The sequence below is a fragment of the uncultured Draconibacterium sp. genome (assembly GCF_913060805.1).
GTDB lineage: Bacteria > Bacteroidota > Bacteroidia > Bacteroidales > Prolixibacteraceae > Draconibacterium.
In genome coordinates, this window is the sequence record NZ_CAJXTC010000027.1 from 47917 (window position 1) to 62644 (window position 14728).

A 14728-nucleotide genomic window follows, 5' to 3' on the forward strand; every position below is an offset into this window, starting at 1 on the left:
AACCATGCAAAAAAACCAACTAAACATTGCCGTAATAGGGGCAGGACTAACCGGACTTACAACAGCTTATTACCTTAAAAAATTTGGTTTTAAGGTGCAGGTTTTAGAAAAGAACAACCATGCCGGAGGTGTGATTCAGACCCACCGGAAAAATGGTTTTGTTTTCGAATCGGGGCCAAATACCGGCTCGATGGGACAGGAAGAAGCTGCCGAGCTTTTTGAAGATTTGGCAGATGATTGTACACTTGAATACGCCAACAAAAGTGCCGAAGCGCGCTGGATTTGGCTAAACGGCAAGTGGCACGAAATGGAAATGGGCGGAATAAAAGCCGTCACCACTCCCCTTTTTACCTGGTACGACAAGTTCCGTATTCTTGGCGAACCTTTTCGTAAACCGGGAACTGATCCGAACGAAACAATTGCCGATATGGTGCGCCGCCGAATGGGTAAAAGCTTTCTGCGAAATGCTATCGATCCCTTTCTGTCGGGCGTTTATGCCGGCGATCCGGAGAAACTGGTAACTCGTTTTGCTTTACCAAAACTTTACTGGCTGGAGCAAAACTACGGCAGTTTTATTGGCGGAAGTATCAAACAAAAGAAAGCACGCAAAAAGGAACCGCCACGAAAAGCTAATCGACAGGTATTTTCGGTTGAAAACGGGCTGGATAACCTGATTGTAGCGCTGGTAAAAAATATCGGAGACGAAAATATTAAGCTGGGCTGTAAAAATCTGGAGGTTAAAAAAGAAGGTGATTTTGAATATTCACTTGATGGACAAAATTTTACCCATGTTATTTCAGCCGCCGGATCGCATGCTTTACCGGGTCTGTTTCCATTCTTACCAAAAGAGAAACTTCAGCCAATTCAAAAAATGAATTATGCCAAAGTTACCCAGGTGGTGCTTGGCTTTAACAACTGGAAAGGCATCCCGATCAAATCGTTTGGAGGACTGGTTCCTTCGGCAGAAAAACGCGATGTGCTGGGTATTCTGTTACCGGGTTCGTTTCTGAAAAACCGCGCACCGGAAAACGGAGCGTTGTTATCGGTGTTTATGGGAGGTATTAAAAGGCCGGAAATGTTCGAATATTCCGATGATAAAATAATAGAAATTGCAGAGCGCGAAGTACGCGAAATGATGGGACTCGATAGTTTTGAGCCCGATCTGATGGAGATTTTCCGTTATCCGCATGCTATTCCGCAATACAGTTTCGAAAGCGAAGAAAAAGTACAGGCCATAAGCGATATGGAGACCAAATTTAAAGGGCTGACACTCGCCGGAAACATGCGCGACGGTATTGGAATGGCCGACCGAATAAAACAAGGAAGAACAATTGCTAACCAATTTGCAACAGATTATTTATGAAGGCGAAAACAGCAGTTTTATTGATGAACGTTGGGAGTCCCGACAAGCCAACCGTACCGGCGGTTCGGAAATACCTGACCGAGTTTTTAAACGATGAACGTGTTATCGATCTTCCGTACCTGTTGCGGAAATTCCTGGTAAACGTTATCATCATTCCGTTTAGGGCAAAAAATTCAACCAAATTATACCGGCAATTGTGGACCCAAAAAGGTTCGCCGCTGATTTATATTTCTGAAGAATTAAAGGAAAAACTTCAGGAAGAATTGGGTGACAATTACGAAGTTTTTATGGGAATGCGTTACGGAAATCCGGGATATAAGGCCGCTTTGGCAGCCATTAAAAAGAAAGGCTTTGAAAAGCTGATTCTGCTGCCGTTGTTTCCACAGCATGCCATGTCAACCACTGAAACATCGTTTGTTGCGGCTCAAAAAGAAATTAAAAAGCTGGGAATAAAAGCAGAGGTAAGTGAGGTTGGACAATTTTACCAGGATCCGAAATTTATTGATGCTTTTGCCGAGCGAATCTCGCAATACAACCTGGAGGATTACGACCACATTATTCTTTCGTACCACGGATTGCCGAACCGGCATTTGGAAAAGTGCCATCCGGGAATTAAAGTGGAAAATTGCAGCTGCCAAAATGCAATGCCGGAACACGGTGCGATGTGTTACCGCGCTACGGTTTACGAAACTTCGCGTTTGCTAGCCGCCAAATTAAACCTAAAGCCGGAGCAGTATTCCGTAGGTTTTCAGTCGCGTTTATCGAAAAACTGGTTGACACCATTTACCGATGAATTGCTGGGAGAGTTGCTCGAAAAAGGCAAAAAGAAAATACTGATTGCTGCGCCGTCGTTTGTTACCGACTGCCTGGAAACAACGCTGGAACTTGGCGTGGAATATGGCGAAGAATTCCTGGAAAAAGGAGGCGAAAAACTGCAATTGGTTGATAGTTTGAACACCGAAAAAAGCTGGGTAGAAACACTTGCATACCTGGTACGAAAAGGAGTTTCATAAAAACGGAAGCATGCATAATCACGAGTGGCATTTATTATACACCTGTTTGGCAACCTTTGTGATTTGCCTGCCTTTTGGTTACCTGCGCGGCGGTTTCCGCAAGCTTTCGTTTTGGTGGTTTGTAGCTATTCATGCTCCGGTTCCGTTGATTATTCTAATCCGTAAATTTTTCGACATCCAACTCAGCTGGGGCCTTGCTCCCTTTCTTTTCGGAAGCTTTTTTCTGGGCCAGTTTGTTGGCCGGAAAATCTACGCAATAAAACCCTGGAGACGAAAATAGACCGACCGTTTATTTTACAAAAACGGTTTTTACATTCATAAATTCCTTGATACCGTGCACCGAAAGTTCACGGCCAAATCCGCTGGTTTTTATTCCGCCAAAAGGTAAACGCGGGTCTGATTTCACAAAATCGTTTACAAAACACGCACCGGCTTCCAGTTCAATTTCGGCGATGTGTTCGCCTTTTTTAAGATTTTGAGTGAACACTGCAGCTCCCAATCCGAAATCGGTATCGTTTGCCACGCGAATAGCTTCTTCCTGGTCTTTTACTTTTATTACCGACGCCACCGGACCAAACAGTTCTTCTTCGTAAGCCGGCATTCCCGGTTGTACATTCTCCAAAATGGTTGGCGGATAAAAAGCACCTTTCCGATGTGGAATTTCGCCGCCTATAATCACTTCAGCGCCTTTCTTCACCGAATCAACAACCTGCTGGTGTAATTCGTCACGCAGATCTTCGCGCGCCATTGGCCCCATAGTGCTTTCCTCGTCAAACGGATCGCCAAAGTGTGCAGCATTCATTTCGTGAGTAAAAAGCTCGAGGAAATGCCCGTAAACCGCCTCCTCAACGATAAAACGTTTGGCACCGATACAACTTTGTCCGGCATTTAACAGGCGACCTGCAGCACATGTTTTTGCGGCCATTTCAAGGTCAGCATCTTTTAAAATCAGGTACGGATCGCTGCCACCCAGTTCCAGTACACATTTTTTTAATTCGGCTCCGGCAATTGCTGCAACACTTTTTCCCGCCGGAGTACTTCCGGTTAAACTCACTGCTTTTATCGCTTTGTGTTTGATTACTTTTTCAACCATCGAACTGCCAATCATCAGCGAACGAAATACGTTTTCAGGAAAACCGGCCTCGCGGAAAATCTCTTCGATAGCCATGGAACAGCCCGGCACATTGCTGGCATGTTTCAGTACGGCTGTGTTGCCCGCCATAAGCGTTGGAGCTGCAAAACGAAATACCTGCCAAAACGGAAAATTCCAGGGCATAACGGCCAAAATCGTTCCCAGCGGCTGATACGAAACATACGATTTGCTGGCTTGTGTAGCGATAGTTTCGTTTTCGAGAAACGATTCGGCATTTGCAGCATAATATTCGCAAACCCAGGCACACTTTTCAATTTCAGCAATTCCTTCGTTTTTAACTTTACCCATTTCCTGCGCCATGAGCAAAGCCAACTCTTCTTTTTTGCTGCGTAAAATACTGGCTGCATTTTGCATTAATTGCCCCCTGTGATGAAAGGAAGTACTTCGCCAATGATGCCAGATTTTATCTACTGAATTGATGATTTTTTCTACGCCTTCTTCCGAGTGTTTTTGATAGGTTTTTACTATTTCGTTGGTTACCGGATTAATCGATTTTAACATAGTGAGATTCTTTAATAACCTTTAAAATTATAAAAGTTTCAGGACTTCGTTAGCCCCAAAACATTTTAATTTAAGTATGATTCTTATAAAGTAATGTGTTTGATAAACTTCTCTCGATATTGCAATAGGTAATCAGCTTTATTTCTATTACATAACAAATTCAAGTTGATGATCATTTGGTCTTTCCAGACAGGAAATCCTTTTTCCTATAGCTGAAAAAGGATTCAAAAAAGCCACCGCTGACGATAAAAAACTAAAAATAAATTCCTTTCACTAAAATCAAGAAACTTCCCGATGCTACCGATCGGGACAGGCTCTCCTTTTAGACCTTCATTCTTCAGGGCTAACGAGCGTCAAACAGACTTGATTTTTTCACGTTCTCTACATTCATTTTCTTAACGCTTTTTCTCGAAGGCGGACTTGACGGCAAATTTGGTGCGGGCTCGTCAAAAATCCGTCAGTCGGGCTAAACCGCTTCATTGAAAAAACACAAAGGTTATTTTTTGACAAGATTTTTGGTTCCTTTTGATCGAATGCAAAAGGAACTGCCCGTCTGGCATAAAGACAAAAAGCAACCTCGTTATAAGATTGCTTTCAATATATTTTCAGAAAATAAAATTTATTCCACTATCCTTATCTCTGTTTTCATTTCCATAGCCTGACGGTAAACGGCACTAACACCACAGTATTTTTCTTCCGAGAGTTTAACGGCTTTCTCCAGTTTTGCCATCGGAAGATCTTTTCCTTTAAACTGGTACACGATAGTCATTTTGTTGTAATATTTCGGATGTTCTTCGGTCAATTCACCCTCAACAATTACATTAAAAGCTTCCAGTTCCACCTTCATTTTTTTCAGAATCATTACCACATCAATACCCGTACAACCGGCAAGTGCTGTCAACATTAATTTCTTCGGACGCGGTCCTAAATCGCTGCCACCCACTTCTTCTGTGGCGTCGATAACAACTTTGTGTCCATCCATATCCGCTTCGAAAGCCAGCTTGTCGGTCCAGGCCATATCTACTACATGCTTCATAACATCCTTATTTTAAAATACTTTACATTAAATTTGTACACAAATATACAACATCTAACTATCTATATAAATAGTTTTTCGAAATATGCAGATAATTGTATTTTTAAGCCAAAATTAAAAAAAGGTTATTCCAGTATTAAACGTATAATCAGATCAGGAAATGAGAAGCGCAATTAAAAGGCCGTCGGACGAAGAAACAAATTTGAGTGGTTTTCAACTTTTTAAGAAGTTAACCGACGATGAATTTACACGGCTGAATTATGAAAAAACTTGTTCGCTTTATAAAAAAGGCACCATTATTTATCGCGAGGGTAGCCGGCTAACCGGGTTTTTCTGTGTTACAAGGGGAATTATTAAAATCTTTAAAACAGGAATCGACGGCAAAGAACAAATTATTCGTTTTGCCAAAAAGGGCGAAATTATTGCCTATCGGTCGTTGCTGAGCCAGGAACTGGCTTGTACTACAGCCAAAGTAATCGACGATGCCGCGTTGTGTCATGTTCCTTATCAAACCTTGTTATACCTTATTCAGAACAACTGGCAGTTTTCGCATCACATGTTGCAAATTGTGTGTCGCGAATTACGCGAGGCCAACGATTACATCACCGATATTGCGCAAAAAACAGTTCGTGAACGACTGGCAGAAGTGCTTCTGCTTTTGAAAGAAAACTTTGAGCTGGATAACCAAAATACGCTACAAATTTCGTTAACACGCGAAGAGCTGGCCAATATGGTTGGAACCGCAACTGAGTCTGTAATTCGTTTATTATCAGAATTTAAGAACGACAAACTGATTGAATTGCAGGGACGTAAAATTAAATTTTTAGACATTCCTGCACTAAACCGGGTGGCTAATTTATAAGCTTACTACATATTCTCAGAAACCGGCTAATGGCCGGTTTTTTTGTATCATTAAATCCGTATCTTCATCAAACATAATACTTCAATACTATGAAACTATTTGGTATTCACCTCAACAGACGCACATTTATCCGGTGGAAAATTTACGTCGACCGTGCACGGATGTACATCGGTTACATCAGTTTTGTGATGATCGCGTTTATGTTTTTAAACGATTTTAAAGACGAAACGATCCGCACTTTCCTCGATGAAAACAAGCTGATCACTTACCCGGTAATGATGGTTTTGTTTATGGTATTTTCCCTGGTTCTCGGACGGCTTGACACCAAGCTGGGCCTGCGAAAAGAAGAAATGCGCAATGCAGCCAGCGAAAACCCGGTTACTATGGAAATCCTGCAAAACATCAAAGAAATTAAGCAAAAATTGAATGAAGAATGATGAATGTCGATTAACGATTTTAGATGGATCAGTTTTGACAAGCAATCAGCTTTCTTAGAATGTACTTCTTAAATCTGCATTCGTTAATCATCATTCAAAATTCACTTTTCTAGCGTCCAATCCAGTCCTCGGGATCGAGTTTGGTGCTCTCTTTCCAAATCTGAAATTTCAGGATTGATTTGTTGCCGTCTTTGATGTCGGTATAAACGGTGCCAATGGGTTGTTTTGTCGACACTTTATCGCCCTTTTTAACCACTACTTCGCGAAGATTGGAATAAACACTCAGGTAGGTTCCGTGGCGGATTATAACGGCAGTATTACCCCCCGAAATTCCAAACACACGGCTTACTTCGCCATTAAAAACAGCACGTACTTCGGCACCCACATCGGTGGCAATGTTAATGCCGTTGTTCTGCACCTGCACGTTGGTTAAAACCGGATGTTGGTGTACACCAAAATGCTCCACAATTACGCCTCTTTCCAGCGGCCAGGGTAAGCGCCGTTTGTTTTGTTCAAAATTATCGCCAATTAGTTTTTGCTCGGGTGTTAAAGCAAAACCCGAACCTCCGGCTTCCCGATTTTTGCTTGCTTCCTCTTCAATAATCGCCTGAATTTCGCGCTCCAGTTGCTGCTCAACCTGTCGTTGTTGCTGCAAGGTTTTTTGCAGGCTGCTTTTCTGGTTTTGCAGCTCTTGCAGCTCACTACTTTGTGCACTTCTTTCCTGATTCAGGTTTATCATTTCCTTTTCGGTCTGTTCTATCAGCGCTTGTTTTGCCAATGTTTGCTGCTCCAGTTTTTGTATACTTTCATCGAGCACTTCCTGCACAGCATCGATCATTTGAGCCTGATTTTCGCGATACGATTTATAGCGCCGAAAATACAATAAACGGCGATACGCCTGGTTTACATTTTCGGCCGATAACAAAAACAACATTTCGTCATACGAATTCAGATTTTTATAAGCCATCCTGATCATCTCGGCGTATTCATTCTTTAATTGCTGAGCGTCGTTTTTAAGCATTTCTACAGCCAAATCGTTGTTGGCGATACATTGCTCATAAATTCCGATTTCGTGGTTTATATTCGAAATAAGCGTGTTTCTGGAGCTGATCTTTGTATTAATGAGCCGCAGCTTACTCAACGACGAACGTTCGTTTTTTTGCGTTTCGTTGAGCAAACGCGTGGTATACTCGATTTCCTTTTCAGCAGCAGCCTTTTGTTTTTGCAGTTCCTCGATGGATTGTGCAAACACAGAAAGACTCACCAGCGAAACGGCCAGCGTGACGAATAGTATTTTTATTCGTAAAATCATGTTTACGAATGTATTGATTTAGGATTTAATCTACTCGAATCTCCTCGTATTTTTCCGGAATTTTAATGCTGAAAGAAGTGATCTTGTCGGTTGAAAAACCACTCATCCTGATTTTCATATCGATTTCTTCTTCAGGCGAATGAAAGTTCATTTCAATGGTTCCCGGATACTCTTTGTTTTCCACTTCTGAATAATCGTCGAAAATAAGGTTCATATTCCGGTCGTTGGTTTTATCGCTGATCAGCAGACGGTTCAAAGCAAAATTAGCAGGATTAAAAAACATTTTTTGCACGATTAGCGCCTGGTCGTCGAGTCGTTTTAAACGGCGCTCGGCTTTGTTTTCCTTCTCTTCCAGCTTGCTAAGCTTCCTTGTTTTTTCCGATTGCAGAACATACTGATTGTCTTCAATTAACGCATCGAAAGTTTTGAAATCCTTGTCGCGCGGATCATTCCGGTACGAGAAGGCATTGTTTGAAATAATGCTTTGTATGGTCGCAAAATCAAGGTCGATATTCAGAAAACTGCTGAGGTAGGAATAGTCGTCGATGAAATAATTCCGGTCGATGTAATTCACATATTTAACGCTGTCAGGCGTTAGTAAAACACGGCCAACAGGAATATTCAGTTTGCTTATCGATACCAGAATACGATCGTCTTTTTTGGCCTTCAGATTGATTTTAAAAGCCGCTTTCGACTGGCTGCTCGAAAAGTTACAGTTGATACGTTTTATGGTGAGATACTCGTAATCGAATGCGTTTTGCTCGATACGTTTCAGCAATTTGTTGGTACTTATCGGACGAGCGTCAACAACTGCTAATTCCGACGGCGCTTTACAGGACGAAACGGCAACCAGCACAGCTGCCATAAACAGGGAAATCCTGAAATATTTAAGAAACTTCATCGCCTACTCTTCAATGTATTTTTTCTCTGCAATTTTGCGGTCCAGAGTTACCGACTCGCTACCACTCGATTTTGCTTTTTTCCAGTACTCTACGGCCTCGTCAACATTGCCTGTTTTGTACAGAATATCGCCATAGTGTTCCAGCAATGTATCACTTTCGTCCTCGCTGTTTTTCATGGCCGAATCCATATAAAATTTGGCCAGCGTGTACTCGCCTTTTTTAAACAGCACCCAGGCATGTGTATCGAGGTAAGTTGCATTATCCGGAAAGCGCTCAACCACTTTTCCGCTCATACGTTCGGCTTTGTCGAGCTCAACGCCGTCAACCGATAAATAGTACGCGTAATTGTTCAGTGTAAGGTAGTTATCCGGATCGATTTGTACGGCTTTGTCGAATATTTTGAATGCTTCGGTTTTGTTTCCGTTTTTGTAAACGGCCTCGCCTTTTAGCATTAAAAAGTTGGCTTCCAATTGTGGATTTTCGATTACATAATCCATTCCCTCTTCGCTGAGTTCAATGGTTTCGTCGAATTTCTCCAACTGAACGCAAGCAATTGCTTTAAAGAAATATCCTTGCGGCTGATTCGGGAATAATTCGATGATCTGCCCGGTATGTTCGTACAACTTATCCCACTGCTGCAGGTCGTTGTCGATGTACATAATCCGTTCCCAAATCATATAATCATTGGGCTCTATTTCAATAGCTTTTAACAAAGCTTCGCGTCCTTCCGCCAGTTTATTTTCTTTCAACAACGATTCAGCGTGAATGGTATGTACCAACGATTCATCGGGATGCTTTTCCAGCAAGATGGCAATCAGTTCGTCGCGCTGCTGTTCACTAAGATGCGACTGAGCCGGGTTGGCTGTTAACATCATATACAGCTGCATTTTTGTTTGAATATCAACTGCATCGCTTTCAAAACCGGCTTTTGTTTCTTCGAACGACTTTTCAGCCTCACCACTTTCGAGGTAGTAATTGGCCAGCGAAAAGTGTACAAAACCATTTTCAGGATCCATTTCCTGGATCTTTTTATAGTTTTTCAGCGCACTTTCCGAGTCGCCCTGACTTTGATACAAATCGGCCAGCAAACCGTAATATTTTGCTTCGTTCGGATCGTTCTCAATCAGTTTATTGATCTCGTCAAAAGCTTTGTCAACCTGCCCTGTTGATACATAAATCTGCTGTTTAGCCACCGAAATCTGCTCGTTTACGCCGGTTTCTTTTTCCATGCGTTCGTAGGCAGCAATGGCTTCATCGTAACGTTGTGCAGTGGCCAGCAGCGCAGCATTCATGTAAATGTATTCCAGGTTTTCCGGCTCCATTTTCACCAGCTCGGCATAAAGATCGGCTGCCTCTGAATACTTTCGTGTTTGCTGATAGATTTGCGCCAGCAACAGCTTGTACCACGGGTTATCAGCATTTATACTTATTGCTTTTTCCAGCAGCAACGAAGCACTGGTAAAATCGTTATTTGAGGCATGAATATTTGCCAACTCGTACATGGCTGACGACGAGTTCGGATCAATCTCTAAACAACTCGACAACAATTGAATAGCCTTTTGTGCGTTGCCAAACATTTTCTGTTTTAGCGCCTCCACAAAAAGGTACTCAAACTCCATCTGCTTTTGATCTACCAATTCGGTAGTGGGTGTATCTATTGCCGCTTTTGCCACTTCCTGTTCTGTAACCTGTTTGGGTCCTGAACATGACACTAAAGCCAGCGAAAAGGCTGCGATACCAAGTCCCTTTATAAAAATTCTCTTCATGTTAATGTTTTCCGGTGTGGCCAAAACCACCGACTCCTCTTTCTGTTTCTTTCAACACTTCTACCAAATCCCATTCCACAGTTTCGTGTGCGGCAATAACCATCTGGCAAATGCGTTCTCCGTTCTCTATAACAAAATCTTCTTGCGACAGGTTGATGAGAATAACGCCAATTTCTCCACGATAATCGGCATCAATTGTTCCGGGAGTATTTAAAACCGTAATTCCTTTTTTCAAAGCCAAACCACTGCGCGGACGAACCTGGGCTTCGTAACCCTGAGGCAATTCTATAAATAATCCGGTTGGTACCAATTTCCGCTCGAGCGGCTTTAAAACCACCGGTTCATCAAGATTTGCGCGTAAGTCCATTCCGGCCGAAAACGCTGTACTGTAGGCCGGTAGTTCATTCTTTGATTTATTAACGATTTTAACCTGCATCAATCTGTTTTTTTAAAAGAACCGCTAAGATAGATAAATAATGCGTCCGTTCGGTAGGTTTAACAAGATTTATGATTGCGAAGAACTGAATCAACTTATTGTATAACAATTATATAATAATTAAGTCGGCCATTATCTCGTCAGAAACAAAAAGCCCTTTTCTGGTGAGCGTAATAATTTCGTTATTGATTTGCAGCACGCCGGTATCTTTATACCTGGCTAACTGACGGGAAAAATAGTTTGCTTTTTCGCTTCCAAAACGTTGCTCCAATTCCTTTTCCGATACGCCCCATTTGGTACGAATCCGGGTTAAAATGTACTCGTTATACTGATCATTTTCGCTCAGTTTTTCTTCCTCGAAATAGGCTTGATTATTGGCCTGTACTTTTATGTAAGCCTCGACACTGGAGTCGTTCCAGCGCCTCGAAACACCATCGAATGAATGCGCTGACGGTCCCAGTCCGAGGTATTTTGTACCCATCCAGTAAGCCGTGTTGTGGCGCGAATACAGCTGGTCTTTTGCCAGGTTTGAAATTTCATAATGTTCAAAACCATTGGCAATCGACAGATCAACAAGTGTGTTAAACTGGGCAACACTTTCAGCTTCTTTCAGCTCTTTTAGTGTCCCCTTTTTCAGCCAGGTGTAAAAGGCAGTTCCTTCGTGGTAAGTTAAATGATAAGCCGACAGGTGTTTTACCGGGAGTTTGAACATCTGGTTCAGGCTTTCTTCCCATTCTTTTGGTGTTAATTCGGGGAGACCGTAAATTAAATCGGCACTTAAATTCGAGAAACCTTCTTTTGCTGCATTTTCAATGGCTTCAATTGCCTGAGCTGCGTTGTGGCGACGATTCATTTTTTCCAAATGCCGGTTTTGAAAAGCCTGAATTCCGATACTCAAACGATTTATTCCCTCCTTTTTTAAAGTTTTCAGGTAATCGTTGCTCAGGTCGTCCGGGTTGGCTTCAAAAGTTATTTCAGCATCCGGGTTAACTTTAAATTCATCATTCAGCACAGCCAGTATTTCGGCAATTTCGGGCGCTGTGAGCACTGACGGAGTGCCGCCACCAAAATATATGGTTTCAACCGTTTCGTCGTTCAAGTAGTTTTTACGTACTTTAGCCTCGTTTTTCAGGGCGCTGATAAAATCGTGCTGCAGCGAAGTATTTACCGTTTTGTAGAAATCGCAGTAATAACATTTCTGACGACAGAAAGGAATATGAATGTAAATACCCGCCATTACGAGACCTGAAAAATTTAGATTTAAACAATTGAAAACATGAAGATAGCACCCTACTGGCGACTTGCAATTTGGTTATTAATAATGCTTTACCTGCTTTTTGTGCCGGCAAATCAACTACCAAGCAAACCATTTATACAAATTCCGAATTTCGATAAAATCGTTCATTTCGGGATGTTTTTCATCCTTTGTATGCTAAGCTTCAGGCCGGTAAAACAGTTCACTCCGAACTTTTATTTCTGGACGCCGCTGTTAACATTTGTTGCCGCCATAGTACTTGAGTACGTTCAGCAAAAAATATCGCCAAGCCGCCACAGCGATGTTTACGACCTTTGGGCTAATGCCGCCGGTTTATCGTTTGCCACCTTTTTTTATGCCCTCTTTGTAAATAAAAAGTGGCTGGAACGCTTTTTTTAATCTTCCACGATTAGAATTTCTCCTGCACTAGAGTTTTACCAGATCTTCGTATTTATCGATGTCTTTTCCGACAGTTTCCAACGAAGTTGTTTTGTAAAAATTCGTAATATCCTGGCGTAACTTCTCGTATTGCGAATGTACCGGACAAAGTGGTTTCGACGGATCGTGTGTTTTACACGGCTCCAAACTGATCAGACAGTTGGTGAAAAACTCTTCGCCATCAACTTTAATAACAATGTCCCACAACGAAATTTCAGACGCATCGCGCGATAATGAGAATCCGCCATTCGGTCCTTTTGTAGAAACCAGCAATTTTTGTTTTACCAGGTTTTGCAGGATCTTTCCTAAAAATGGTGACGATAAACCCAAATCTTCCGAAATCTTTTTGATTCCAACACGTTTGTCTTCTTTCGAAAATTTACCTAGATAAATCAACGCTCTGAGCGCATATTTGCATGTATTCGATAACATCTATTTTAAATTTAAGATTGTTTTACTGTATGATTGCTCTGCAAAAGCCGGAAACTTCTTCTGTTTTCCCAATACATTTTTGTTGGCTTTTAGCAGCGTATTTTTTACTTTCCCGTTTACCCGATCGAGGTTTTTTCGTTTTTTAAATGCCCATTCGTATGCTTTCATTCCCTTATTCCAGGAGAAAGTTCCGTGGTTTTCGTCGACTGAAATTTTCCGGTTTAAAAGCAACAAATCGTGCAGCGGAATTTTTACAGGGCAAACATTGGTGCAAGCCCCGCAAACCGTGCAGGCAAAACTTAAATGATTGTACTTATCAAAGCCTTTCATAAAAGGCGTTATTACCGATCCGATGGGGCCACTGTACGTGGTGTTGTACGTGCATCCGCCCACATTTTTATAAATAGGGCAGGCGTTTAAACAAGCACCGCAGCGAATACATTTCAGCGCGTCGACATGTTTTGGTTCGGCAGCAATTTTTGTGCGGTTATTATCGAGCAAAACCACCACCATTTTTTCCGGTCCATTGGCTTCATTAGCGCGTTTTGATCCGGTAAGCAACGAATTGTACACGGTAACCTGTTGTCCGGTTCCCAGCGCCGAAAGCAAGGGAAACATCAGCTGCAAATCGCCGATCGACGGGATCAGTTTTTCAATTCCGGCAATTACAATGTGCACTTTCGGGAAGGCCACCGACATAAAACCGTTGCCTTCGTTTTCGGTAAGTGCCACTCCGCCAACATCGGCCACCAAAAAATTAGCGCCCGTTACTCCAACTTCAGCCGAAGTAAATTTTTCGCGCAATACTTTTCGCACAAATTGGGTTAATTCTGTTGGTGTTGAATCCTCAGGAGTATCAAACTTTTTATGAAAAAGCTCGGCAACATCTTCTTTCGATTTGTGCATTGCCGGCGTTAAAATATGATACGGTTTTTCGCCGGCCACCTGAACGATAAATTCACCAAGATCGGTTTCAACCGGTTCAAAACCAGCTTTCTCCAGATTTTCGTTCAGTTCTATTTCTTCCGAGATCATCGACTTGCTTTTTACCAAAAGCTTAGCCTCATTCCCGGTCAGAATTTTTACAATTTCAGAAACAGCTTCTTTGCTGTCGCGTGCCCAAACCACATCAATTCCATTGGCTTTGGCATTGGTTTCAAATGTTTCGAGATAATGCGCAAGATTGGAAACTACTTTCTTTTTGAGATAAGAAGCACGGTGTTTCGCCAAATCCATATTCCGGTAACGAAGTTTGCCTTTGGCAACAGCTTCGTCGTATTTCGAAATATTAAAATTTAAGGTCTTCCGGTGTTTTTTATCAAAAGCAATTTTCGAATCCTTCAGAAATATTTTTTTATGCGCTGTCATTTATTTCTCAACAGGAATCTGATCTACTCTGCGAGCATGTCTTCCGCCTTCAAAATCTTCGTTCAGAAAAGTTGAAACAATAGCAATGGCTTCTTCATCGCTCACAAAACGACCCGGCACTGCACATACATTTGCATTGTTGTGCTGACGCGCCAGTGCAGCAATTTCTTCTTTCCAGCAAACTGCCGAACGTACTCCCTGATGTTTGTTTGCAGCAATACTGATTCCCTGGCCACTTCCACAAAACGTGATACCAATTTTGTATTCACCACTTTCAATCGCTTCACCCATTTTATGAGCATAAATCGGGTAGTCTACGCTTTCGTCGGTGTAACATCCAAAATCTTTAAAAGCAATATTGTTATCGCTTAAAAATTTTATAATCACCTGCTTTTTAGCAAAACCGGCATGATCGCTTGCCAACGCTATTACTTGTCCCTCTAAATTCTTCATT

16 protein-coding genes are annotated in these 14728 nt (G+C 42.0%); 6 read left to right on the forward strand and 10 right to left on the reverse strand.

The features are described 5' to 3' along the window. Positions 1 to 4: 4 nt before the first annotated feature. From hemG to QZ576_RS15745, 3 genes are read left to right on the forward strand one after another with little or no spacing between them, the layout of a single operon-like run. Positions 5 to 1363 carry a protoporphyrinogen oxidase gene (hemG, locus tag QZ576_RS15735; RefSeq protein WP_297098745.1) on the forward strand — a complete coding sequence of 453 codons (1359 nt, stop codon included), beginning with the start codon at positions 5 to 7 and terminating at the stop codon, positions 1361 to 1363. Beyond that, positions 1360 to 2376: a ferrochelatase gene (gene hemH, locus QZ576_RS15740; RefSeq protein WP_297098746.1), complete on the forward strand. Its 1017-nt coding sequence runs from the start codon at positions 1360 to 1362 to the stop codon at positions 2374 to 2376. The genes hemG and hemH overlap by 4 nt, the downstream gene beginning before the upstream one ends. Positions 2377 to 2386: 10 nt before the next feature. Then, positions 2387 to 2656 carry a hypothetical protein gene (locus tag QZ576_RS15745; protein ID WP_297098747.1) on the forward strand — a complete coding sequence of 90 codons (270 nt, stop codon included), beginning with the start codon at positions 2387 to 2389 and terminating at the stop codon, positions 2654 to 2656. Positions 2657 to 2665: 9 nt separating this feature from the next. On the opposite strand, the gene QZ576_RS15750 is transcribed toward QZ576_RS15745, so the two are convergent. Both QZ576_RS15750 and QZ576_RS15755 read right to left on the reverse strand, forming a co-directional pair. Beyond that, on the reverse strand, positions 2666 to 4030 hold the full coding sequence (locus tag QZ576_RS15750; protein WP_297098748.1) for an NAD-dependent succinate-semialdehyde dehydrogenase: 1365 nt from the start codon (positions 4028 to 4030) through the stop codon (positions 2666 to 2668). A gap of 619 nt (positions 4031 to 4649) precedes the next feature. After that, positions 4650 to 5066: an OsmC family protein gene (locus QZ576_RS15755; RefSeq protein ID WP_297098749.1), complete on the reverse strand. Its 417-nt coding sequence runs from the start codon at positions 5064 to 5066 to the stop codon at positions 4650 to 4652. 160 nt (positions 5067 to 5226) lie between these two features. On the opposite strand from QZ576_RS15755, the gene QZ576_RS15760 reads away from it, so the two are divergent. Then, entirely contained in the window at positions 5227 to 5928 is a 702-nt protein-coding gene (locus QZ576_RS15760; protein WP_297098750.1) for a Crp/Fnr family transcriptional regulator, read from the forward strand. A gap of 89 nt (positions 5929 to 6017) precedes the next feature. Next, complete coding sequence (locus QZ576_RS15765) at positions 6018 to 6365, forward strand: hypothetical protein (protein WP_297098751.1); 348 nt, start codon at positions 6018 to 6020, stop codon at positions 6363 to 6365. Between the two features lie 109 nt (positions 6366 to 6474). Here QZ576_RS15765 and QZ576_RS15770 read toward each other — a convergent pair whose 3' ends face one another. The 5 genes from QZ576_RS15770 to hemW all read right to left on the reverse strand — a co-directional run bounded on the left by QZ576_RS15770 (position 6475) and on the right by hemW (position 12018). Beyond that, positions 6475 to 7677: a peptidoglycan DD-metalloendopeptidase family protein gene (locus tag QZ576_RS15770; RefSeq protein WP_297098752.1), complete on the reverse strand. Its 1203-nt coding sequence runs from the start codon at positions 7675 to 7677 to the stop codon at positions 6475 to 6477. Between the two features lie 25 nt (positions 7678 to 7702). After that, positions 7703 to 8578, reverse strand: coding sequence for a DUF4292 domain-containing protein (locus QZ576_RS15775; RefSeq protein ID WP_297098753.1), 876 nt, complete (start codon positions 8576 to 8578; stop codon positions 7703 to 7705). Between the two features lie 3 nt (positions 8579 to 8581). Beyond that, positions 8582 to 10345: a tetratricopeptide repeat protein gene (locus tag QZ576_RS15780; RefSeq protein ID WP_297098754.1), complete on the reverse strand. Its 1764-nt coding sequence runs from the start codon at positions 10343 to 10345 to the stop codon at positions 8582 to 8584. Position 10346: 1 nt separating this feature from the next. Then, on the reverse strand, positions 10347 to 10781 hold the full coding sequence (gene dut, locus QZ576_RS15785) for a dUTP diphosphatase (protein ID WP_297098755.1): 435 nt from the start codon (positions 10779 to 10781) through the stop codon (positions 10347 to 10349). 109 nt (positions 10782 to 10890) lie between these two features. Continuing rightward, the gene (gene hemW / locus QZ576_RS15790) at positions 10891 to 12018 is read right to left on the reverse strand and encodes a radical SAM family heme chaperone HemW (protein WP_297098756.1); all 1128 of its coding nucleotides are present in this window, start codon (positions 12016 to 12018) and stop codon (positions 10891 to 10893) included. A 39-nt stretch (positions 12019 to 12057) separates the two neighbouring features. On the opposite strand from hemW, the gene QZ576_RS15795 reads away from it, so the two are divergent. Next, entirely contained in the window at positions 12058 to 12435 is a 378-nt protein-coding gene (locus QZ576_RS15795) for a VanZ family protein (protein ID WP_297098757.1), read from the forward strand. 27 nt (positions 12436 to 12462) lie between these two features. Here QZ576_RS15795 and QZ576_RS15800 read toward each other — a convergent pair whose 3' ends face one another. The 3 genes from QZ576_RS15800 to rpiB are packed head-to-tail and all read right to left on the reverse strand — an operon-like array spanning position 12463 to position 14727. Continuing rightward, positions 12463 to 12906, reverse strand: coding sequence for an Rrf2 family transcriptional regulator (locus QZ576_RS15800; protein WP_297098758.1), 444 nt, complete (start codon positions 12904 to 12906; stop codon positions 12463 to 12465). Beyond that, positions 12907 to 14274, reverse strand: a complete 1368-nt coding sequence (locus QZ576_RS15805; RefSeq protein WP_297098759.1) for an LUD domain-containing protein — start codon at positions 14272 to 14274, stop codon at positions 12907 to 12909. After that, entirely contained in the window at positions 14275 to 14727 is a 453-nt protein-coding gene (gene rpiB, locus QZ576_RS15810) for a ribose 5-phosphate isomerase B (RefSeq protein ID WP_297098760.1), read from the reverse strand. Position 14728 lies beyond the last annotated feature (1 nt).